The 22,843-nt window shown below is 44.8% G+C and carries 14 protein-coding genes, 3 rRNA genes and 3 riboswitches; of the genes, 2 read left to right on the top strand and 15 right to left on the bottom strand.

What is annotated here, in order from left to right; genetic code table 11:
* Positions 1 to 13 precede the first annotated feature (13 nt).
* The 7 genes from purK to ACQYAD_RS02700 all read right to left on the bottom strand — a co-directional run bounded on the left by purK (position 14) and on the right by ACQYAD_RS02700 (position 8,264).
* Positions 14 to 1,204 carry a 5-(carboxyamino)imidazole ribonucleotide synthase gene (gene purK, locus ACQYAD_RS02730; protein ID WP_430235266.1) on the bottom strand — a complete coding sequence of 397 codons (1,191 nt, stop codon included), beginning with the start codon at positions 1,202 to 1,204 and terminating at the stop codon, positions 14 to 16.
* Positions 1,158 to 1,622 (bottom strand): 5-(carboxyamino)imidazole ribonucleotide mutase, encoded by a 465-nt coding sequence (gene purE, locus ACQYAD_RS02725; protein ID WP_430235504.1) that lies wholly within the window; start codon positions 1,620 to 1,622, stop codon positions 1,158 to 1,160. The genes purK and purE overlap by 47 nt, the downstream gene beginning before the upstream one ends.
* Before the next feature lie 155 nt (positions 1,623 to 1,777).
* Positions 1,778 to 1,879, bottom strand: a riboswitch (purine riboswitch).
* Between the two features lie 103 nt (positions 1,880 to 1,982).
* On the bottom strand, positions 1,983 to 2,180 hold the full coding sequence (locus tag ACQYAD_RS02720; RefSeq protein ID WP_430235502.1) for an NETI motif-containing protein: 198 nt from the start codon (positions 2,178 to 2,180) through the stop codon (positions 1,983 to 1,985).
* A 50-nt stretch (positions 2,181 to 2,230) separates the two neighbouring features.
* Positions 2,231 to 2,956 carry a response regulator transcription factor gene (locus tag ACQYAD_RS02715; protein WP_430235264.1) on the bottom strand — a complete coding sequence of 242 codons (726 nt, stop codon included), beginning with the start codon at positions 2,954 to 2,956 and terminating at the stop codon, positions 2,231 to 2,233.
* A 404-nt stretch (positions 2,957 to 3,360) separates the two neighbouring features.
* Positions 3,361 to 3,477: ribosomal RNA gene (gene rrf, locus ACQYAD_RS02710) — 5S ribosomal RNA — on the bottom strand.
* Positions 3,478 to 3,558: 81 nt separating this feature from the next.
* Positions 3,559 to 6,498: ribosomal RNA gene (locus ACQYAD_RS02705) — 23S ribosomal RNA — on the bottom strand.
* A gap of 216 nt (positions 6,499 to 6,714) precedes the next feature.
* Positions 6,715 to 8,264, bottom strand: a 16S ribosomal RNA gene (locus tag ACQYAD_RS02700).
* The 16S, 23S and 5S rRNA genes sit together here, the layout of an rRNA operon.
* Before the next feature lie 493 nt (positions 8,265 to 8,757).
* On the opposite strand from ACQYAD_RS02700, the gene ACQYAD_RS02695 reads away from it, so the two are divergent.
* Positions 8,758 to 10,215 carry an ArnT family glycosyltransferase gene (locus tag ACQYAD_RS02695; protein ID WP_430235262.1) on the top strand — a complete coding sequence of 486 codons (1,458 nt, stop codon included), beginning with the start codon at positions 8,758 to 8,760 and terminating at the stop codon, positions 10,213 to 10,215.
* Positions 10,216 to 10,239: 24 nt separating this feature from the next.
* On the opposite strand, the gene ptsG is transcribed toward ACQYAD_RS02695, so the two are convergent.
* The 5 genes from ptsG to ACQYAD_RS02670 form a co-directional block, all read right to left on the bottom strand.
* Positions 10,240 to 12,303, bottom strand: coding sequence for a glucose-specific PTS transporter subunit IIBC (gene ptsG / locus ACQYAD_RS02690; RefSeq protein ID WP_430235260.1), 2,064 nt, complete (start codon positions 12,301 to 12,303; stop codon positions 10,240 to 10,242).
* A gap of 175 nt (positions 12,304 to 12,478) precedes the next feature.
* Complete coding sequence (gene glcT, locus ACQYAD_RS02685; protein ID WP_430235257.1) at positions 12,479 to 13,315, bottom strand: glucose PTS transporter transcription antiterminator GlcT; 837 nt, start codon at positions 13,313 to 13,315, stop codon at positions 12,479 to 12,481.
* 174 nt (positions 13,316 to 13,489) lie between these two features.
* Positions 13,490 to 14,818, bottom strand: coding sequence for an NCS2 family permease (locus tag ACQYAD_RS02680; RefSeq protein WP_430235255.1), 1,329 nt, complete (start codon positions 14,816 to 14,818; stop codon positions 13,490 to 13,492).
* A gap of 118 nt (positions 14,819 to 14,936) precedes the next feature.
* Positions 14,937 to 15,038: riboswitch (purine riboswitch) on the bottom strand.
* 112 nt (positions 15,039 to 15,150) lie between these two features.
* Complete coding sequence (gene guaA, locus ACQYAD_RS02675; RefSeq protein ID WP_430235499.1) at positions 15,151 to 16,680, bottom strand: glutamine-hydrolyzing GMP synthase; 1,530 nt, start codon at positions 16,678 to 16,680, stop codon at positions 15,151 to 15,153.
* 128 nt (positions 16,681 to 16,808) lie between these two features.
* A riboswitch (purine riboswitch) is annotated at positions 16,809 to 16,910 on the bottom strand.
* A gap of 143 nt (positions 16,911 to 17,053) precedes the next feature.
* Positions 17,054 to 17,869, bottom strand: coding sequence for an STAS domain-containing protein (locus ACQYAD_RS02670; protein ID WP_430235253.1), 816 nt, complete (start codon positions 17,867 to 17,869; stop codon positions 17,054 to 17,056).
* Positions 17,870 to 18,081: 212 nt separating this feature from the next.
* Here ACQYAD_RS02670 and ACQYAD_RS02665 point away from each other — a divergent pair, with 212 nt between their 5' ends.
* Positions 18,082 to 19,233 (top strand): thermonuclease family protein, encoded by a 1,152-nt coding sequence (locus ACQYAD_RS02665; RefSeq protein WP_430235251.1) that lies wholly within the window; start codon positions 18,082 to 18,084, stop codon positions 19,231 to 19,233.
* A gap of 63 nt (positions 19,234 to 19,296) precedes the next feature.
* On the opposite strand, the gene ACQYAD_RS02660 is transcribed toward ACQYAD_RS02665, so the two are convergent.
* The 3 genes from ACQYAD_RS02660 to ACQYAD_RS02650 form a co-directional block, all read right to left on the bottom strand.
* Positions 19,297 to 19,746, bottom strand: a complete 450-nt coding sequence (locus tag ACQYAD_RS02660; RefSeq protein ID WP_430235249.1) for a YndM family protein — start codon at positions 19,744 to 19,746, stop codon at positions 19,297 to 19,299.
* Between the two features lie 175 nt (positions 19,747 to 19,921).
* Positions 19,922 to 21,220, bottom strand: a complete 1,299-nt coding sequence (locus tag ACQYAD_RS02655) for an MFS transporter (RefSeq protein WP_430235246.1) — start codon at positions 21,218 to 21,220, stop codon at positions 19,922 to 19,924.
* An 81-nt stretch (positions 21,221 to 21,301) separates the two neighbouring features.
* Entirely contained in the window at positions 21,302 to 22,762 is a 1,461-nt protein-coding gene (locus tag ACQYAD_RS02650) for a CoA-acylating methylmalonate-semialdehyde dehydrogenase (protein WP_430235244.1), read from the bottom strand.
* Positions 22,763 to 22,843 lie beyond the last annotated feature (81 nt).

Raw genomic sequence — 22,843 nt, 5'->3', positions numbered from 1 at the left:
ATTCAACGACGGATTAAACCTTTTGAATTTCGGTAATTTTGGGTTCCCATATGCCGCTTTTTTCAACGGCCATCAAGACCTCTTCAACTGAATCGCAAAGTATTGTCACATGCCCCATTTTTCTCTTTCGCTTCGGTTCTTTTTTTCCATAAAAATGAACTTTCCATCCGTCCAGCTCAGAAAGTCTTGCCAGCACTTTCGGCTGATGTTCTCCTAATAGGTTGACCATGACAGCCGGTTTCAATAGCGCTGTGCTGCCAAGCGGTAAATCAGCCACTGCCCGGATATGTTGTTCAAATTGCGATGTTTCACATGCTTCAATCGTAAAGTGACCCGAGTTGTGCGGCCGTGGCGCAAGTTCATTTATATAAATCTGGTCATCCGCTGTTAAAAACATTTCGACTGCCAGCGTCCCGACAAGTTCGAAGCTATCGGCCAGCTGCTTCGCATAACGGACAGCCGTTTCTGCCGCTTCCTTGCTGATTCTTGCCGGAACAATGGTTTGGTGGAGAATATTGTCTACATGAATGTTTTCAGCGATTGGAAAAACGGCCATTTCACCATTTTGTTTTCGCGTTAAAATAACCGATATTTCCTTTTGAAAAGAAATCCATTTCTCAAGCACGCATGGGCCGGCATTCAGCAGGGCTGCTGCAGCTTCGATATCTTGCATTGTACGAATAACTGCCTGACCCTTGCCGTCGTAGCCGCCCCGTGCTGTCTTTAATACCGCAGGAAAGCCAAGCTTCTTCATCTTATCATAAAGTTCGCTGCTGGTTGTAACCGTCTCATAAGGTGCAACTGCGACTCCGGCCTTTTGAATCGCCGCCTTCTCCATGATTCGATCTTGTGAGATTTCAAGCAGTTTTGTTCCTTGGGGGACATAAGCGTTTTTGCACAACCATCCCAACGCCTCGGCGTCAATGTTTTCAAACTCATAAGTAACAACATCACTTACATCCGCGAGTTCTTTTATTTTTTCCAAATCGTCATAGGCACCGACCATTTTCACATCGGCTACTTGGCCGCATGGCGAGTCCTCTTCCGGATCAAGGACGGCAATCCGGTAACCCATCGGCTTGGCGGCGATAGCCATCATGCGTCCCAGTTGACCGCCGCCGATAATTCCAATTGTTTTTCCCGGTACGATCATTTTTTCAGACAAGTTCATCACTGCTTTCCATGGCGGCCATTTTTGCTTCATTTCTTAACTTCTCCAAACGACCGGCAATTTCTGTATCCTGAATCGATAACATTTGCCCGGCCAGCAATCCTGCATTGCGCGCACCGGATTTTCCGATTGCAACTGTTGCTACGGGAACACCTGCAGGCATTTGCACAATCGATAAAAGCGAATCAAGGCCGTTCAGTGCCTTTGATTGTACGGGTACTCCGATCACCGGTAGCGTTGTTTTCGCTGCAACCATCCCCGGCAAATGTGCTGCTCCTCCTGCACCGGCAATAATGACTTTGATCCCCCGATTTCTTGCGGATTCAGCATATTCGAACATTAAGTCAGGCGTACGATGTGCGGAAACTACTTTCTTTTCAAAAGAAATGTCCAACTCCTCCAACACTTCACATGCATGCTTCATCGTTTCCCAATCGGACTTGCTTCCCATTATAACAGCCACTTGTACGGTCACGGATTACACTCCTTATTCATTGCAAAATAAAAAAGCCCTTAAACAGATACGTTTCCCCATTTTTAGTTGAGGAAAAGTGTCTGTTCGGGCTTGTTCTGAACAGAAAAATACCATGAGATGCACAATCTCCGGCATTGTTCACTTCCCCTCATAGTCCAATCATTTACGGTGACTGGGTAGAAACTTATGGGCCCTATTCCCATTATTATACGAGGGCAAATCGCCTATTTGATTACTCTTATTTTACCAACCATTTCGCTAAATGGTCAACAAAAACGAACAATTTTTTTACCGGAAAATTTATTGTTCGTATTTAAATGAATGCGTTTGCGTTGCTTAATCGGCTAGTTTTGCTTCAAACAGAATCTGTCTGCCAACCGGTTCATAGCTTGTTTCACCGTCAGTCACAACCTCCTGAAAAATCGGCTTTTCGATCCGGCGAATCGGGGTATAGCCTTGTTTTTTTATCCGTTCCAAACAAGCATCAATCGTTTCGTTTTCTTGCACTTCAAATAGTTGCTTTTTCTTACCCATGGTTACGACTACCCTCTTCTCATTCATTTCCCTATCCTTAGTATGGCCAGTTATTCATCCAGGCACCGTTCCGCTTCATTTTCTGTGTTAAATTTATAGCCGATGCCCCGAATCGTGACGATAAAAGGGTAATTAGTCAACTTGGCAATCTTTTCGCGCAAATGCTTAACATGAACATCTATCGTACGATCATTGATAAATTTTTCGCCTTTTTCGTATATTTGGCTAATAATTTGTGCCCTCGATAAAATTTGATTGGGATGGGTCATAAACTGGTATAACAGCTTATACTCAAACTGTGTTAGCTCTAGTTCTGCATCAAGATATTTAACAGCAGCTTGCAGCGGTTTTATCGTCAACTCCCGGTAGCTTAATTTGCTACACCGATTTGCCGTTCTCCTTAAAACTGCCTCAATCCTCGCAATCAATTCTTCCAAGTCAAAAGGCTTTCCCATATAATCATCTGCACCGACCCTTAGGCCTTCAATTCGATCACTTTGTGAGTTCCTTGCTGATAAAATAATAATCGGTACATTGCTGCTATATGTTCCGCGCAGCTGCCTGCAAAACTCAAAACCGTCCAAGTCGGGTAGCTTCAACTCCTGCACGACGAAACAGGGATCATGCTTTTCGTATTGTTCAAATCCTTTGTTCGCATCGATCGCTTCCAACACTTCAAATCCGTTCGCCGATAACGCTTTTTTTAGGGCTGCCCGTGTTGGTTCATGATCATCAACGATCAAGATCGTTTTACCCCTCAGTTTTTTCCCTTCCACGTTCCATCACCACTCCTACTCGCCATTATACTATTGATATTGAGCAGGAGAACATCCCTAGAAAAAATTCTCTCAGACTTTGAACGGCTCTCTCAGCGACTTTACTTTCCTTTTTTCCTTCTTTGAGGGCTTTGAGCGACTCTCTCAGCGACTAGAAGCTGCTACAGTTAGCATGAAGAAAAGAATGATGGAAAACAATTGTTAAGATTTTGCTAATTTACCGCTGTTTTGCGAAGAATTTCGCCCAACCTTTCAAATATCCCGATCAAATAAATGAAAACTCGCCGACTGGCGAGTCCTTTGGACGAAGACAGAGGCGTAGTTGAATTTATGCGTTCAGAATTTATCCATATAAATTCTGATTAGCCAAAAAAGACAACCCCTAAAGGATTGTCTTTTTCTTTGCCTGGCAACGTCCTACTCTCACAGGAACTTGCGTTCCAACTACCATCGGCGCTGAGAAGCTTAACTTCCGTGTTCGGTATGGGAACGGGTGTGACCTTCTCGCCATTGCCGCCAAGCTATTTTGTTGAGGTTCATTCCCTCAAAACTAGGTAATCAAGAAGAAGTAAACGAAGAACGAGATCGCGCATTCAACTACATTGGTTAAGTCCTCGATCGATTAGTATCAGTCAGCTCCACACGTCACCGCGCTTCCACCTCTGACCTATCAACCTGATCGTCTTTCAGGGATCTTACTAGCTTGACGCTATGGGAAATCTCATCTTGAGGGGGGCTTCATGCTTAGATGCTTTCAGCACTTATCCCGTCCGCACATAGCTACCCAGCGATGCCTTTGGCAAGACAACTGGTACACCAGCGGTGCGTCCATCCCGGTCCTCTCGTACTAAGGACAGCTCCTCTCAAATTTCCTGCGCCCACGACGGATAGGGACCGAACTGTCTCACGACGTTCTGAACCCAGCTCGCGTACCGCTTTAATGGGCGAACAGCCCAACCCTTGGGACCGACTACAGCCCCAGGATGCGATGAGCCGACATCGAGGTGCCAAACCTCCCCGTCGATGTGGACTCTTGGGGGAGATAAGCCTGTTATCCCCGGGGTAGCTTTTATCCGTTGAGCGATGGCCCTTCCATGCGGAACCACCGGATCACTAAGCCCGACTTTCGTCCCTGCTCGACTTGTAGGTCTCGCAGTCAAGCTCCCTTGTGCCTTTACACTCTACGAATGATTTCCAACCATTCTGAGGGAACCTTTGGGCGCCTCCGTTACTCTTTAGGAGGCGACCGCCCCAGTCAAACTGCCCACCTGACACTGTCTCCCACCCAGAATTTGTGGGTGTGGGTTAGAATTTCAATACAGCCAGGGTAGTATCCCACCGACGCCTCCACCGAAGCTGGCGCTCCGGTTTCTACGGCTCCTACCTATCCTGTACAAGCTGTACCAAAATTCAATATCAGGCTACAGTAAAGCTCCACGGGGTCTTTCCGTCCTGTCGCGGGTAACCTGCATCTTCACAGGTACTATAATTTCACCGAGTCTCTCGTTGAGACAGTGCCCAGATCGTTACGCCTTTCGTGCGGGTCGGAACTTACCCGACAAGGAATTTCGCTACCTTAGGACCGTTATAGTTACGGCCGCCGTTTACTGGGGCTTCAATTCAGAGCTTCGCTTTGTGAGCTAACCCCTCCTCTTAACCTTCCAGCACCGGGCAGGCGTCAGCCCCTATACTTCGCCTTGCGGCTTCGCAGAGACCTGTGTTTTTGCTAAACAGTCGCCTGGGCCTATTCACTGCGGCTCTTCGGGGCGTAAACCCCAAAGAGCACCCCTTCTCCCGAAGTTACGGGGTCATTTTGCCGAGTTCCTTAACGAGAGTTCTCTCGCTCACCTTAGGATTCTCTCCTCGCCTACCTGTGTCGGTTTGCGGTACGGGCACCTTTTATCTCGCTAGAGGCTTTTCTTGGCAGTGTGGAATCAGGAACTTCGGTACTCGATTTCCCTCGGCATCACAGCTCAGCCTAATGTCAGCGGGATTTGCCTCACTGACAGCCTAACTGCTTACACGCACATATCCAGCAGTGCGCTTACCCTATCCTCCTGCGTCCCCCCACTCGCTCAAACGATAAAGAGGTGGTACAGGAATATCAACCTGTTGTCCATCGCCTACGCCTTTCGGCCTCGGCTTAGGTCCCGACTAACCCTGAGCGGACGAGCCTTCCTCAGGAAACCTTAGGCATTCGGTGGATGAGATTCTCACTCATCTTTCGCTACTCATACCGGCATTCTCACTTCTAAGCGCTCCACCGGTCCTTCCGGTCCAGCTTCAACGCCCTTAGAACGCTCTCCTACCGCGGACACCATCGGTGTCCACCCACAGCTTCGGTGATACGTTTAGCCCCGGTACATTTTCGGCGCAGAGTCACTCGACCAGTGAGCTATTACGCACTCTTTAAATGGTGGCTGCTTCTAAGCCAACATCCTGGTTGTCTAAGCAACTCCACATCCTTTTCCACTTAACGTATACTTTGGGACCTTAGCTGGTGGTCTGGGCTGTTTCCCTTTTGACTACGGATCTTATCACTCGCAGTCTGACTCCCACGGATAAGTCTTTGGCATTCGGAGTTTGTCTGAATTCGGTAACCCGATGAGGGCCCCTAGTCCAAACAGTGCTCTACCTCCAAGACTCTTGCACGTGAGGCTAGCCCTAAAGCTATTTCGGAGAGAACCAGCTATCTCCAAGTTCGATTGGAATTTCTCCGCTACCCACACCTCATCCGCGCACTTTTCAACGTGCGTCGGTTCGGGCCTCCAGTAGGTGTTACCCTACCTTCACCCTGGACATGGGTAGATCACCTGGTTTCGGGTCTACGACCACATACTCTTTCGCCCTACTTAAGACTCGCTTTCGCTGCGGCTCCGTCTCTTCGACTTAACCTTGCATGTAATCGTAACTCGCCGGTTCATTCTACAAAAGGCACGCCATTACGCAAAAACGCGCTTTGACTACTTGTAGGCACACGGTTTCAGGAACTGTTTCACTCCCCTTCCGGGGTGCTTTTCACCTTTCCCTCACGGTACTGGTTCACTATCGGTCACTAGGGAGTATTTAGCCTTGGGAGATGGTCCGTCCCAGCTTCCGACCGGATTTCACGTGTCCGGCCGTACTCAGGATCCACTCAGGAGGGAACGAAGTTTCAACTACAGGGCTTTTACCTTCTACGGCAGACCTTTCCAGATCGCTTCATTTACCCCGTTCCTTTGTAACTCCATATTGAGTGTCCTACAACCCCGAAAGGCAAGCCTTTCGGTTTGGGCTGTTCCCGTTTCGCTCGCCGCTACTTGGGGAATCGCGTTTGCTTTCTCTTCCTCCGGGTACTTAGATGTTTCAGTTCCCCGGGTCTGCCTTCATTACCCTATGGATTCAGGTAAAGATACTGTTCCATTACGAACAGTGGGTTCCCCCATTCGGAAATCTCCGGATCAAAGCTTACTTACAGCTCCCCGAAGCATATCGGTGTTAGTCCCGTCCTTCATCGGCTCCTAGTGCCAAGGCATCCACCGTGCGCCCTTTCTAACTTAACCCGCGGCTCATATCAGCTATGCTTCTATTTCGCCTTGAAAAAGGTTGAAAATCTAAAATGGCGATCACTCGGTTCTTGCTTGGTACTTCTTCTATACGATTATCTAGTTTTCAAAGAACGAATATAAATAAGAGAGAATTGTTCTCTCAAAACTAAACGAACAATATACGTCAATAATCATCCAACTCATTGATGTCCGAAAGGACATTTTCCTTAGAAAGGAGGTGATCCAGCCGCACCTTCCGATACGGCTACCTTGTTACGACTTCACCCCAATCATCTGTCCCACCTTAGGCGGCTGGCTCCTTACGGTTACCCCACCGACTTCGGGTGTTACAAACTCTCGTGGTGTGACGGGCGGTGTGTACAAGGCCCGGGAACGTATTCACCGCGGCATGCTGATCCGCGATTACTAGCGATTCCGGCTTCATGCAGGCGAGTTGCAGCCTGCAATCCGAACTGAGAATGGTTTTATGGGATTGGCTTAACCTCGCGGTCTCGCTGCCCTTTGTACCATCCATTGTAGCACGTGTGTAGCCCAGGTCATAAGGGGCATGATGATTTGACGTCATCCCCACCTTCCTCCGGTTTGTCACCGGCAGTCACCTTAGAGTGCCCAACTGAATGCTGGCAACTAAGATCAAGGGTTGCGCTCGTTGCGGGACTTAACCCAACATCTCACGACACGAGCTGACGACAACCATGCACCACCTGTCACTCTGTCCCCCGAAGGGGAAAGTCCTATCTCTAGGAGTGTCAGAGGATGTCAAGACCTGGTAAGGTTCTTCGCGTTGCTTCGAATTAAACCACATGCTCCACCGCTTGTGCGGGCCCCCGTCAATTCCTTTGAGTTTCAGCCTTGCGGCCGTACTCCCCAGGCGGAGTGCTTAATGCGTTAGCTGCAGCACTAAAGGGCGGAAACCCTCTAACACTTAGCACTCATCGTTTACGGCGTGGACTACCAGGGTATCTAATCCTGTTTGCTCCCCACGCTTTCGCGCCTCAGCGTCAGTTACAGACCAGAAAGCCGCCTTCGCCACTGGTGTTCCTCCACATCTCTACGCATTTCACCGCTACACGTGGAATTCCGCTTTCCTCTTCTGCACTCAAGTCCCCCAGTTTCCAATGACCCTCCACGGTTGAGCCGTGGGCTTTCACATCAGACTTAAAGGACCGCCTGCGCGCGCTTTACGCCCAATAATTCCGGACAACGCTTGCCACCTACGTATTACCGCGGCTGCTGGCACGTAGTTAGCCGTGGCTTTCTGGTTAGGTACCGTCAAGGTACCGGCAGTTACTCCGATACTTGTTCTTCCCTAACAACAGAGTTTTACGACCCGAAGGCCTTCATCACTCACGCGGCGTTGCTCCGTCAGACTTTCGTCCATTGCGGAAGATTCCCTACTGCTGCCTCCCGTAGGAGTCTGGGCCGTGTCTCAGTCCCAGTGTGGCCGATCACCCTCTCAGGTCGGCTACGCATCGTTGCCTTGGTGAGCCGTTACCTCACCAACTAGCTAATGCGCCGCGGGCCCATCTGTAAGTGACAGCAAAAGCCGTCTTTCAGCTTTCCTTCATGCGAAAGAAAGAATTACCCGGTATTAGCACCGGTTTCCCGGTGTTATCCCAGTCTTACAGGCAGGTTGCCCACGTGTTACTCACCCGTCCGCCGCTAACCATCAGGAGCAAGCTCCTGATGATCCGCTCGACTTGCATGTATTAGGCACGCCGCCAGCGTTCGTCCTGAGCCAGGATCAAACTCTCCGAAGAATAGGATGTTCTAGTGTCGACGTTCGCAACAGGACGTTGCGGCTTTTAGTCGACCGAAGAACAGAAACGTTTGATATAGCTCACTTGCGCAAGGATGCGCTGACGTCGATGTTGCCACAGGATGTGGCGTTCTTAGTCGACGATCCTTACTTGATTAACGTTGGCTGATGTTGCTTCTAAAAGCAGACATCATGATTATTTGTTGACGTAATTGTTTGTTTAGTTTTCAAAGAACAATCATATTAAACAACAACTCTATTATTATAACAAATCGTTATTTTAAAGTCAAGCGTTTTTAAATAATTTTTTTGCTCAACTATCGTATTAACGACTGCTTTAATATAATAACACCCTCCTTATCTAGAGTCAACCCTTTTTAAACTTTTTCTTCACCCATTCCCCAAAAAGAAGAACTTTCTCGCAAAAGTATAGAAAACTTCGTATTTTGGTACTCTAATAAACAGAAATTTAGTTTTTAAACAAGGAGTAACAAATGAAGCAGTCATTCATTCAATCAAAGGTTTATTTTTGTATTTTGGTGTTTTTGGTATTTGGTCTTGTTTCCTTCAATATCTTTTTCAAGCTTGGAGATTTTCCAATTTACAGCTGGGATGAGGCAAGGCACGGGATCAATGCTTATGAAATGGTAAAACACAACAACCTTTTTATCAATACATACAGGAACCAGGTTGATTACTGGAACTTAAAACCACCGCTTAGCTTTTGGGCCATAATCGCTGGCTACAAAATTGCCGGTTTCAACCCTTTCGGACTTAGGCTTTTGCCTGCTATTTTTGCGTTTCTTACTATTATAATAGTCGCAGCTTTCGCATGGGCAACGTTTGGAAAACGCGCAGGATTGATTTCCTCTATTGTATTGGCAACCTGCTCACAATGGCTGTTAAATCATGGTGCAAGAACAGCTGATGCTGACTCCCTTTTTGTTTTTTTGTTTACAGCTTCGATTCTTTCCCTTTTACTAAGTATTGAGCAAAAAAAATGGCTGATTGTTTCTGCGTTTTCGTTTTCCTGCGCTTTTTTAACAAAGAGTTGGCACGCAGGCAGCATCCTACTTATTATATTGACGTTTCTTTTTCTAACTGGTCACTACAAAAAAATCGCACCCACCGAATGGTTCTTGTCTATTTTAACTGTTGTGGTTCCTATAGTGACTTGGGCTCTATTTAGGTATCAATATGATCAATTGCTGTTTTTTAAAAAGATGATTGCATACGATCTCTTGCACCGGTCCTCTACCCCTATTGAAGGACATAGCGAGAACTTTTTCTATTATGTTACTATACTATGGAAATTTTCCAAGTTATGGATTGTCCTTCTTTTGCTTTTCGGTTTCACCATGATTCACGAATTTCGCGGCTCGTTATGGAAGGTCGAAACCAAATCAGCCACGATTGGAATTTATTTATGGATGGTCATTCCCTTTTTGCTCTATACGTTTGCTTCAACAAAAGTGAGATGGTACATCCAACCGGTTTATCCTGCCATTTCGCTGGCAATTGGATCTTTAGCAAGCAAAGCAAGTCACGTAAAACCGGTGATCATTCGATACATTCTCACCTTTTCAATCGTTTTTACCGCGATTGTATACGAGGCCCAAATTTTTATGTACATTCGGAATCCCATTCCAAAGTTGCAATTGAGTTTACTGAAAAATTTAGAAAGGAACAAAGACTTAAAAGGCTACAGTTTATACGGTTACCACCATGGTAAAAGAGCCGTTTGGCAACAAAATCAAGTTTTAGCTGCGGAATTATATGGAGACTTAGTCATTCAGGACGGTGGTTGGCGTACTTTTTTACAAAAAGATCATGCCCTGCTTTTAATCAAACGCGGAAAGAAAACACAGGAATTCATACTAAACCATCAGCTAGCAGTGGTGTATGCAAACGAGTGGGGATTTATTGTCCAAAAACACAAAAGCCAGCCTTAGTTCAATACGAGGCCGGCTTTCTTTTTATAGAGAAATTCTTACAATTCCTCCTGTGTTCGCCTCAACAGGCCCTTGTTTTTCGAGAACCACTTTTTCGCCTTCCGCCAAGTTTGTGAAGATAATTGGCGTTATCGTTGATGTTGCGTGCTCTTTTATGTAATCCAAATCCACTTTCATCAGCGGCTGTCCTTTTTCCACACGGTCATTTTCAGCAACAAAGGTTTCAAATCCTTCACCCTTCAGGTTTACTGTGTCGATCCCAATGTGGATTAAAATTTCACGGCCGCCGTCGGACAGGATACCGATCGCATGCTTCGTCGGAAAGAGATTTATGATTTTACCATCAACAGGTGAAACAACGAGACCTTCAGCGGGTACAATCGCAAAACCATCACCCATCATTTTCCTGGCAAAAACCCGGTCTGGAACTTCAGTGATCGGCCTGACGTTTCCTTTTAACGGAGCGACAAAAACTTCTTCTTCTCGCTTTGTTTGCAGAACAACCGAATTGTTCCCTATGATTAGTTGCTCCACACTCTTTTCTGACACTTTTGCGATAACTCGAGGAGTCTTTCCTTCCATAATATCTTCCATTTGGCTTTTAATCATCTCAGAACGCGGACCAAAGATCGCCTGGATATTGTTCCCAACTCCAAGAATGCCAGATGCTCCGAGTCTCTTTAAGTCGTTTTTATTAACATTCTTACTATCATTAACCGTAACACGGAGACGAGTGATACAAGCATCAAGGTGAGCAATGTTCTGCTGTCCGCCCATCGCATTCAAAATATGATACGGGAGATCCCCTGCCCTCCCTTTTGTGCCTTCTTTTAGTCCGGCATCTTCTTCGTCTTCCTCACGACCTGGCGTTTTCACGTTCAATTTGACAATGATGAATCGAAATACAATGTAATAAACAACCGCAAAAACAATACCTAGCAGGATGGCAATCCACCACTGCTCTTTTCCTGGAAGAATACCAAATAGCAGAAAGTCAATAGCCCCCCCGGAAAAAGTGTAACCAAGATGAACCTTAAAGAAAGCCATCAATACAAATGAAAGACCATCTAATACGGCATGAATAAAGAATAAAAGTGGTGATACGAATAAAAAGGAAAACTCAAGCGGTTCAGTAATACCCGTTAAGAAGGATGTTAATGCAGCGGAACCGAGTAAGCCAGCAACAAGCTTTTTCTTTTCAGGTCGAGCTGTGTGGTACATCGCCAGTGCAGCTGCCGGTAATCCAAACATCATAATCGGGAATTCACCTTGCATGAAGTAACCGGCAGTAAGTTTCACGTTATCTTTTAATTGCGCAAAGAAAATCGTCATATCTCCATGTACAATTTGTCCAGCTGCTGTCTTATATGTACCAAACTCATACCAGAACGGAGCATACCAAATATGATGCAATCCAAATGGGATCAATAATCTTTTAATAAAACCAAACATGAATACCGAAAAGTACGTTCCGCTTTCCAGCATCCAGTTTGACACAGTATTCATACCATGCTGTATTGGCGGCCATATAAGCAATAACAACAAACCGGCAATAAGCGAAAACGCTGCAGTTGCGATCGGCACAAACCGCTTGCCGGCAAAGAAACCGAGGAAAGAAGGCATCTCAATATCGTGGTATCGATTATAGGCAAACGCTGCAATCAAACCAACGATAATCCCTCCAAATACACCTGTTTGTAACGTAGGAATCCCTAATACGGTAGCATATGATGGATCCTTTGATACCATTTTGGTTGTTACATCAAGCCATGAACCCATTACCTGGTTTAAGACTAAATAGCCAACAATAGCCGCTAGAGCTGCAGCACCATCCGCTGCTAATCCTAAAGCAACCCCTGATGCGAAAATCAATGCTAAGTTACCAAAAATAATGGAGCCCGCATCCTCCATTACGCTGGCAACCAACTGAAACCAATTCGCATTTAAAAACGGAAGATAGTGTAGCATAGTCGGCTGTTGAAAAGCGTTTCCTATTCCTAAAAGCAGACCTGCTGCCGGTAATAGGGCAACCGGCAACATCAATGCTTTACCGACTTTTTGCAAAACGCCAAAGGCATTTTTAAACATAAAGATTTTCCCCCTATGAAACTTCACTCATCAAACGCTTACATTCTCACAAAATAAAAGGCATGAGTAAAAATAACCAACTGAAGTTTACAGGAATAGAATGTCCTCACAACCTCAATTAATTCCCCTTACTCATGCCTGATCAAATCAGTAACACGTAAAAACAAGATCGTATTCATTTTTTGTTAAGCCGCTGCAAATGCAATGTTAAATAAACGGCCTCCGCATCAAAAACTTTCTTTTTCAAAGATTGCTGCATTACTTTCATAATCTTCCACGAGAGATTATAGCACACAGGATATTCAGCCTTCAAGAGGGCAGAAATTTTCTCTGGCTCTTCTACTTTTTCTCCGCTGACAACTCGTTCAATGGTATAACGCAAATGACGAACAAGCCTCATATAATCAATACTTTCCCGATCAATGTTTATTTTCAGCTGTTCCTCGATCATATCAACAAGCTCTCTCACAAGCTGTGAATGTTTATTCACATCCGAAAGCGTTTTGTTGGTTAGAGAACTATGGATATGCAACGCAATAAAGCCAATTTCCCCCACAGGGAGCTTGATACCTGTCTTATCTTCGATCAATTGCACAACTTCTGCTGCGATTTCATATTCTCGGCGATAAAGCGTTTTCGTTTCAACCAAAAAAGGATTCTTAATTTCCATTCCCTTTGCAATTCTCGTCACTGCAAACATCAAATGATCAGTAAGGGCGACATGGATATGTTCGTTCAAGGATGACTGGGTGCGCTGTTTGATCAGTTCGAATGCAGAAATAATAACATCATGCAGCTCATGATCTACAAAGGGCAAAAGCTTTAGATAATTTTCTTGTTCTTTTTCATTTTTTAAGACAAAAAACTTTTCAACGGAATCGGTTTCAATGGAGTCTCCCTGTTTCCGATTAAACCCAAGACCTTTTCCTATCAGCACTACTTCTTTATAGGCCGGGTGCTCAGCTATCAGCACATTGTTATTTAGTACTTTTTCAATCCTCAATTTTACCATTTGTCTTCCCCTCTTCACAAACATACCCTCAGTATTAAATATGTTATAAAAGTACTTACAGGAAGTCAACGACAAAATTCGACCGAACCATCGAATCTTCTCGAGGAGATAGAAATTTTATGTTGCACCTTCTGTTCAAAAAAAGACCGAAGTTCGACTTCGGCCTCATCATCATTATTTTAAGAAAATAAAATAGAGCAAGAAAATCACAAAGAAAAAATACATAATTGGATTAACTTCTTTGATTCGTCCTTTCACAATCATCGTAATTGGGTAAAAAATAAACCCAATCGCAATTCCTGTTGCAATGCTGTAAGATAGCGGCATCGCAATCATCGTCAAGAAAGCCGGCACCGCAATCTCAAACCGTGTCCAGTCAATTTTACCTAACGAGGAAACCATCAGAACGCCGACAATGATCAGTGCTGGAGCTGTAACCGATGATGTAATCACCGACAATAACGGAAAGAAGAACAACGATAAAATAAAGAATCCTGCCGTAACCAATGAAGCAAAACCGGTTTTCGCACCAGAAGCCACTCCGGCTGACGACTCAATATACGATGTCGTTGTCGACGTCCCCAAAACCGCACCAACCATTGTTGCAATCGAATCAGAAACAAGTGCACGGCCAGCGTTCGGAAGTTTATTGTCCTTCATTAACCCCGCCTGATTTGCCACGGCCACAAGTGTTCCGGCATTATCAAAGAAGTCAACAAATAAGAAGGTCAAAATAATGCCAATCATCGTCGTCGACCAGAAAGAATGATCACCAAATGAGGTGAAAACCGCACCAAAAGTTGGCTGCAAGCTTGGAACCGTATCGACCACTTTATGGGGCACGTCAATTAATCCAAAAACCATACCGACAATGGAAGTAATGATCATCCCAAAGAAAACCGCGCCTTTAAAGCCTCTCGTCATTAAAACAACGGTAATAAAAATGCCAAAAATCGCGAGGAGTGTTGGCCCTTTGGATAGGTCACCCAGCCCAACAAGGGTGGCATCGTTGTTGACGATAATTCCGGATTCCTGCAGACCGATAAACGTAATGAACAAACCAATACCCGCCCCAACGGCATGCTTTAAGTCAACAGGGATTGCGTTAATAATTTTTTCACGAAGTCCTGTAAGGGTTAAAAGAAAGAAGAATACACCCGAAATCAGGACAGCGCCAAGAGCATGCTGCCACGGGATCTTGCTTCCCAAAACAACAGTGTACGCAAAAAAGGCATTTAATCCCATACCCGGCGCAAGTGCTAGCGGATATTTACCAAGCAGCCCCATGACGATGGAACCAATCGCTGATGCAATCGCTGTTGCGACGAATACAGCTCCATAATCCATTCGCATGGCATCCGGCAAACCTTTTATACTAGAAAGCGTCAATGTCAGTGGATTGACTGCTAAAATATAGGCCATCGCCAAAAACGTAGTCAGACCGCCGATAAATTCTTGGCGATAACTCGTCCCCAGTTTTTCAAACTGAAAATAATTTTTCATTTGTCCTTTCCCCCTGAAAGATTCTTATCTACTATAATGACCAAAAAACGTTCCGGCATTCTACCGGAACGTTGACTAAGGCATGTGAAAAAAATCAAAGGGCAGCTTAATGCACCTTTTTCATTAACACTCGCCTCGTAGTCAAGCTATTCACGGTAGCTCGGTAGAAACTCTTGGGCCTTATCCCCAACATTATACGACGCTTTTCGACATTTTGTTTTTCCATCTTCATCTTATCAGCTTGATCATATACCGTCAAGAAAAAATACGAACATTTTTCTATTTTTTCAATAGAGTTGTTCGTATTCTAATCATTTGTTCGATAGTTGTTCCTACTCCCACTCAATCGTTGCCGGCGGCTTGCTTGTTATATCGTAGACAACACGGTTCACATGCGCCACTTCGTTGACAATCCTCGTCGAGATGATTTCAAGAACATCCCATGGGATTCTTGCCCAATCGGATGTCATGCCATCAATGGATGTTACGGCACGAATGCCGATCGTGTAATCGTATGTTCTCGCATCGCCCATGACACCAACGCTGCGGATATCCGGCAGAACCGTAAAGTATTGCCAAATATCGCGATCGAGGCCGGCTTTTTTAATTTCTTCCCGTAAAATCCAGTCCGATTCACGAACAATTTCAAGCTTATCCTCTGAAATCGCACCAAGGACACGGATTCCAAGTCCCGGACCAGGAAATGGCTGCCGCCAAACGATTTCATCCGGAATCCCTAGCTCTGTGCCAAGCGCGCGAACCTCATCTTTAAACAATGTATTCAACGGCTCGATCAACTTGAACTGCATGTCTTCCGGAAGCCCGCCAACATTGTGGTGCGACTTGATCGTTTGCGCCGTTGCGGTCCCGCTTTCGATAATATCCGTGTAAAGCGTCCCTTGTGCCAAAAATTCAATTCCCTCAAGTTTTGTTGCCTCATCATCGAACACGTAAATAAATTCATTTCCAATAATTTTCCGTTTTTTCTCAGGATCGGAAACCCCTTCTAGCTTGCTTAAGAACCGCTCTTTTGCATCCACTTTGATCACATTCATATGGAATCCGTCCGCAAAAGTTTTCATCACGCTTTCTGCTTCATTTTTACGAAGCAAGCCGTGATCGACAAAAATACAGGTCAATTGATCGCCGATTGCTTTGTGAATCAGCACGGCTACAACCGATGAATCCACGCCCCCGCTAAGAGCGCAAAGAACTTTCTTATCCCCGACCGTTTGCCGGATTTTCTCCATTTCCATTTCAATAAAGTTCTCCATTGACCAATCGCCTGTGCAGTCACAAACATTAAAAACAAAGTTTTTCAAAAGGTCATTTCCGTATACAGAATGGCGAACTTCCGGATGGAATTGAACCGCATACAGATTCCGCTCTTCATGGCTCATAGCCGCAATCGGACACGATGGATTCGTGCCATCAATGGTAAAGCCATCGGGTGCTTCGACAACAAGATCCCCATGGCTCATCCAAACGACTTGCTCATCCGGCAGATCCGTAAACAACTTTGATTGATTTTGTACTGTTAAAACCGCTTTGCCGTATTCGCGGTTCTTAGCCCTTTCCACTTTACCACCGAAGTGCATCGTCATCAGCTGCATCCCGTAGCAGATGCCCAAAATCGGCAGACCCATTTCAAAAATCGCTTCATCACAGCGGAAGGAATTCTCGTCGTACACACTATTCGGCCCGCCGGAAAAAATAATTCCTTTCGGGTTCAATTTTTTCAGCTCTTCAGCTGTAATCGTATGCGGATGCAGCTCACTGTAGATGCCAAATTCACGGATCCGTCTTGTTATTAACTGATTGTACTGGCTTCCAAAATCAAGAACAACAATCATTTCCTGCATACCTGTCAAGGCAGCCACCTCTTTCCCATATCATAAAATTATTTTTTCCAGAAACAAAAAAAGAAAACTAGAATTCGCCTCTTCTCCTATAAGAAGGCAGAATTCCCGTTTTCCTTGAAACAATCGCTCGCTAAAAATTCTGCCTTCATAGTCGGGTTATTTGCGGCAACCCGGTAGAGACTCTCGATCCATATTATCGAGGATATATGAAGGTACGATCTATTAAATTACACCATATTGTAACCACAGGATCTTTTTTTGGTCAAGCGGTTGTCTTTTTAATTAAATTTTCACGCAATATGTAAATTAGCTTTCCATTACAAAACGGAATTGTGACAGCCATTAAAGCTTCTCCACAATACCATTCATTCCCTTATTCGATGTATTCCAACGCTTGCTTTACATGGGCAAATGTTTTAATTGCAGACATATCGATTCCGCGATTGACAATGAACTGAGTTAAATCCGGACGTAAGCCTGTTAAAATTACATTTACCCCTAACAAAAGAAGAACCTCGCTTAATTGTTTGAGATAATTTACAATTTCCACATCAATTGTCAAAATTCCTGAGCAATCCATAATGACATGCTCCAACTGAAGGTCTGCGATGGTGGGGACAACTTTGTTCAAAATATAGCTTGCCCGGTAAGCATCCATTACACCGATCAATGGAAGAACCGCCGTATTCTCTTTTATTAATACAATCGGTGCCGATAACTCAGCCATTTCTTTTTGCATTTTTTCCTTATTCTGTTCGGTTAATTGTTCAAACGCTAGAATCATTTCGTTGTGGCTGACATCCAGCAAGGTGTTGACGCGCTTTATGAGCGAGGCATTTTCCTGAACGGAAAGTCCAAACTCCACGCTTAATCTCGTTAGAATCTCAGTAAAGATCTCCCGCGTTGGCAGGTAGCGAACCGAAATTTCTGAAATGTTTCCTTCTGCCGATATTTGCTGCACTGCATTCTTTTTACTCCAAACGACGAGTTCTTCAGGAATTTCCTCGCGATCCTCAGTGAGCGTTTTTCCTAAAAATCCAATAAATTCTATATACATGGTAATGGCTTGTTGCTTTTCCTCTTCAGGAATCACTAAATTCATGGTGTGCAGGACGTCTTCCACAATTTCAACGGAAAGAGCCGCCGCATGTTTCACTAAATAGGCTCCTACTCTGGACTTTGATGTCATGTATGTATACCATCCTTTATCCTATTCTTAAGTAGATTATACATGATTGGCCTTAAAGATGCAGATTCCGACACAATGTTGGCGGCTAAAGATTTTTTTACTATTCCACCAATTTCAAAGGTAATTGCCACAAACTACTTGTGGTTGTATTATGGAATAGGATTAAAAGTAAAAAATCCAATATTATGTAAATAGAACTTCGGAGGGGAAGAATGAGAAACCTGTTAGGTTGTTTTGGGATTCTGATTGTCGTCGCTCTCGTGATGGCAATTATATCCTGGTTGTCTAGCACTATTTTAGGGGTTTTAGGTATTGGAATTGCCATATGGGGAATCTATGCGTGGATCAAAAATAGAAAAGCTGGAAATCGCGCGAAAGTTCCCATTATTGCTGCTATTATTGGTATCTTTTTAGCATTTGGAGGGTTTTCTTCAACTGGAAATCAGCCGGACGTTGTAAAAGAGAAGAAACAGGATTCTGAAAAGATCTCCAGTGCGAATGAAAGAGCAAAAGAAGCGGCAAAAGAGGCAGGAGCGAAACAGCAGGCAGAAGAGCAGGCGAAGAAAGAAGAAGAAGCAAAGCAGCAGGCCGCTGAAAAAGCAAAACAGGAAGCAGCACAGAAAGAACAGCAAACAGCCGCAAGCCTTGGTTTAGTTGCAGCAACGATTTCCAGAGTCGTTGATGGCGATACGGTCCAGCTTTCAACCGGTCAAAAAGTACGTTTGATTGGCGTCAACACGCCAGAATCAACCACAAGGCATGAAACGTATGGCAAAGAAGCCAGCAATTATACAACGAACAAACTTGAAGGCAAGCAAGTTTGGTTGCAAAAAGACGTATCTGAAACCGATCGCTATGGACGGTTGTTGCGAATCATCTGGTTATCCATTCCAACGAATGATATGGATGAAAATGAAATCCGTACCAAAATGTTTAATGCCGACCTTGTTTTAAATGGCTATGCCGAACCATCAACCTATCCGCCTGACGTAAAGTACAGCGATGTTTTTGTCAAATTTGCCCGCGAAGCCCGTTCTGCCACTAAAGGTTTATGGGCATACGGCCCTAATGGCACCACAAAAGGCGATTTGGACTCGGCAGCCGGCACAGCAGCTGCTCCCGCTTCATCCAGCAGCGGAAGCAATCGGAGCAGTTCATCCACTTCGGCTGCTGCGGCATCAAGCACACAGAGCAGCACATCCAATTCTTCTGCTGCTGCGACGCCATCGAGCGGGACTACTGAATTTTTTCAAAACTGTACCGAATTAAGAAAGAAATATCCACAAGGTGTACCGGCAGGCCACCCTGCCTACCAGTCCAAGATGGACCGTGATCACGATCAATACGCATGTGAAACCAATTAAATTCCATTTCTTTAGCGGATTCGTTTGTAAACAAAATAAGGCTCCCTGCCTTTTAGGAGAGCCTTATTCCTTCTTTTTCTCTAGTGGATCCACTTCTTCAGCCATTTCGACACCATAGGCAAGCTTTGGATTCGCTTGATAGTGATTCCGTCTTTCATCCCGATCGGCAACCAGGCGATTCACCAAAAACCAATGGACAAAGGCTTCTGCCCCAGTGAGAATCACCGCAGAAATAATACTTCCCCAGGCAATTTGCAAATAACCGTCAGGCAAAAGGACGGAACCGAATAACCACACACTTAAGTAAACAAGGAAAAAATCAGCAACAAGTGCGTTACTTTGCCCAATCCTTGGCAAAAGAATTCGGTCACCGATTAAATACGAGATAATGGTGACAGCTAAACTGAACGTGACAATGTCTGTAACATCGGCATTAAAAAACAAATCCAGACCAACTGAAAAGGCAATTAAACATGATACGAATTTTACCAGCAATATTCCTAAATGTCTCATAACCAGACCTCCCTTGTATAATCATGACCATGATTTAACTGTTTTATACGTTTTTTAATTGATCATCTCTGTCAGTGGATGATCCTAACCTAAAAAAGCCTCCCGCCAGTTCACTAAACCGGCGGAAGGCTTGCTTAATTTTGCAAAGATTATGATTTCACCTTGGAAAACACTTTTACGATGCAGCTTGGGAAACCGCCTTCGCACGTTCTTCTTTTTTCATTAAAATTGCAGAGATCCCGGAAACAACCCCAATAACGACCAAGTACAAAGCAATTGGGATAAAACTGTTAAACTGATGGGTTAAAAAGGCGGCAATAAATGGAGCAGGACCGCCAGCTATTATCCCGGCCGTTTGGTAGCCAAACGACATGCCTGTATAGCGCACCTCTGTAGGGAACATTCCCGAATACAAACCGCCCTGAACGGCATACATCGCTCCCCATACAACAGCAAGGCTAATCGTCACCATCACAAGCATTCCAGTTTGGGATGATCCCATGAAATAATAATAAGGAAACGCAAAGACAGCAAGACCAAATGATCCAAAAATATAAATAACCCGTTTGCCAATCTTGTCAGACAAATAACCAATAAACGGTATTGTAAATATGGTAATGAACGCCGCAATATTTGTTGCGTTAATCGCTGAACCTTTGGAATATCCGAGCACGGTTGTAACATATGTCAGCATATAAGTTGTTAAAACATAATACGAGGCATTTTCTGCAATCCTCGTGCCAATGACTTTCAGAAGCGGCCGCCAATGAAGGGTAAACACTTCTTTTAATGGTGCCTCCGAAAGGTTTTCAGCATTTTTGGTTTCTGTAAATTCCTCGGAATCCTCAAGACCGCGCGTGAAAAATAATACAATGGCAACGAGCACTATCGTAAAAAGAAACGGAATTCTCCATCCGAACGTTAAGAAACCAGGACTATTCGGGTTCACGAGTTGAAAAGCAATTCCGCCTAACAGCAATCCAATTGGCAACCCCATTTGCGGAAGGCTTCCATAAAAACCTCTTTTATGTTCCGGAGCACTTTCTGTGACTAACAGCATTCCCCCTCCCCACTCACCGCCAAGAGCGATTCCTTGAATCAGCCGTAAAAATGTCAACAGAATCGGAGCCCAATACCCTATCGACTGAAATCCTGGCAAAACCCCCATTAAAGCCGTACCGATCCCCATCATCAAAGTAGTGATAACCAACGTTGTTTTTCTGCCGACACGGTCGCCTATTCTCGCAAAAATCATCGATCCGAAAGGTCTTGATAAGAAAGCAGTGGCAAAAGTTGTGTACGAAAGTAAAAGTCCGGCAAAGTTGCTCATGTTGGGGAAAAATAGATGTGGGAAAACTAATGATGCTGCTGTTCCGTATAAAAAGAAATCATACCATTCAAGGACACTTCCGCCGATTCCACCTAAAATTGCTTTTATTGGTATCTTTTTTTGCTCACCCGACATGGTTGACATAAAACCCCTCCACTTTGTTTTTAAAACAATGCAGCAAAAGAACGGCAGCACAATCAATGTTCCATCATGCTGCCTCCCTTTTTAATGGCGCGCCGTCAGCATTTTTTTACGAGTATAAAATTCAACACCGTCTCGGCCATTTGCATGCAAATCACCATAGAACGATTTTTTATAACCCGAGAATGGGAAAAACGCCATTGGTGCTGGTACACCCAAATTAACGCCAAGCATGCCTGCATCGATTTCATCACGGAATTGTTTAATTGCTTTTGCACTATCTGTAAACAGGCATGCGCCATTTGCAAAATCGGACTTATTGGCAATTTCAATCGCTTCGGTTAAACTATCCGCGCGAATAACCGATAGAACCGGTGCAAAAATTTCATCTTTCCAAATTTTCATGTCGGTCGTGACATTGTCAAAAATGGTTGGCCCAACAAAATACCCTTGTTCGGCTGTTTCCGGATCATTGCGGCCATCGCGAATCAATTTTGCCCCTTCTTCTTCTCCGCTTTCAATGTATCGGATGGTTCGTTCTTTATGAGACTTGCGGATCACCGGCCCTAAGAAAACGCCTTTTTCAAGACCATTTCCAATTGTCAAATCATCCGAAGCCTTTGCAAGGCGTTCAACCAATTTGTCTGCAATATCACCAACAGCCACAACAACTGAACACGCCATACAGCGTTCCCCTGCAGAACCAAAAGCCGCCCCCATAATATTAGATACCGCCGCATCAAGGTCGGCATCCGGCAGAACAATCGTATGATTTTTTGCACCGGCCAGCGCCTGGACACGCTTGCCATTGGCTGCAGCCGTCTTATAAACATACTCAGCAACAGGCTGCGAACCGACAAACGAAACAGCTTTTATATCTTCATGTTCAAGAATTCCGTTCACCACTTCGTGAGCGCCATGGACAATGTTCAATACCCCGTCCGGCAGCCCTGCTTCTTTAAATAACTCGGCCAAGCGATTCGCAAGCATTGGCGTCCGTTCAGAAGGTTTTAAAATAAATGTATTTCCGCATGCAATCGCAAGCGGGAACATCCAGGCCGGGACCATCATCGGGAAGTTAAATGGTGTAATCCCGCCGACAACACCAATTGGATAGCGATACATTCCTGATTCGATGGAAGTGGCAATATCCGGAAGCTGTGTGCCCATCATTAACGTTGGCGCCCCCGCGGCAAACTCAACGCACTCGATCCCGCGCTGAACTTCTCCGTATGCTTCTTCAAAATTTTTGCCGTTCTCCACTGTGACCAATTTTGCAAGCTCTTCCCAGTGTTCAACAAGCAATTGCTGATAGCGAAACAAAATACGGGCACGTCTTGGAACAGCAACTTTACTCCAGGTTGTAAAAGCCTCTTTCGCTGCCGCCACAGCCTTATCTAAGTCTTCGCGATTGGAGATTGGGACATGGGCAAGGATTTCGCCTGTAGCCGGGTTCGGAACAACCTCTGTTTTACCTGACAACGATTCAACCCACTGTCCTCCGATAAAGTTTTTTAGTGTTTTCGTTTCCGTTATGATTGACATTGCTATATTCCCCTCTCTTCACTAAGCAGAAATGATTTCGATCCACTCTACTTCACTCATTTTCCATTTCCGTTTATCCTC

The sequence above is a fragment of the Neobacillus sp. SM06 genome (assembly GCF_050496765.1).
Classification (GTDB): domain Bacteria; phylum Bacillota; class Bacilli; order Bacillales; family Cytobacillaceae; genus JAEVLT01.
The sequence above is the reverse complement of the archived record's forward strand: the minus strand, read 5'-3'. Positions and strand labels throughout refer to the sequence as shown.

Excerpts from the sequence above, each read along its gene's own strand:
- purK (WP_430235266.1), bottom strand. The coding sequence starts at position 1,204 with ATGAAGCAAAAATGGCCGCCATGGAAAGCAGTGATGAACTTGTCTGAA.
- purE (WP_430235504.1), bottom strand. The coding sequence starts at position 1,622 with ATGGGAAGCAAGTCCGATTGGGAAACGATGAAGCATGCATGTGAAGTG.
- ACQYAD_RS02720 (WP_430235502.1), bottom strand. The coding sequence starts at position 2,180 with ATGGGTAAGAAAAAGCAACTATTTGAAGTGCAAGAAAACGAAACGATT.
- ACQYAD_RS02695 (WP_430235262.1), top strand. The coding sequence starts at position 8,758 with ATGAAGCAGTCATTCATTCAATCAAAGGTTTATTTTTGTATTTTGGTG.
- ptsG (WP_430235260.1), bottom strand. The coding sequence starts at position 12,303 with ATGTTTAAAAATGCCTTTGGCGTTTTGCAAAAAGTCGGTAAAGCATTG.
- glcT (WP_430235257.1), bottom strand. The coding sequence starts at position 13,315 with ATGGTAAAATTGAGGATTGAAAAAGTACTAAATAACAATGTGCTGATA.
- ACQYAD_RS02680 (WP_430235255.1), bottom strand. The coding sequence starts at position 14,818 with ATGAAAAATTATTTTCAGTTTGAAAAACTGGGGACGAGTTATCGCCAA.
- guaA (WP_430235499.1), bottom strand. The coding sequence starts at position 16,680 with ATGCAGGAAATGATTGTTGTTCTTGATTTTGGAAGCCAGTACAATCAG.
- ACQYAD_RS02670 (WP_430235253.1), bottom strand. The coding sequence starts at position 17,869 with ATGACATCAAAGTCCAGAGTAGGAGCCTATTTAGTGAAACATGCGGCG.
- ACQYAD_RS02665 (WP_430235251.1), top strand. The coding sequence starts at position 18,082 with ATGAGAAACCTGTTAGGTTGTTTTGGGATTCTGATTGTCGTCGCTCTC.
- ACQYAD_RS02660 (WP_430235249.1), bottom strand. The coding sequence starts at position 19,746 with ATGAGACATTTAGGAATATTGCTGGTAAAATTCGTATCATGTTTAATT.
- ACQYAD_RS02655 (WP_430235246.1), bottom strand. The coding sequence starts at position 21,220 with ATGTCAACCATGTCGGGTGAGCAAAAAAAGATACCAATAAAAGCAATT.
- ACQYAD_RS02650 (WP_430235244.1), bottom strand. The coding sequence starts at position 22,762 with ATGTCAATCATAACGGAAACGAAAACACTAAAAAACTTTATCGGAGGA.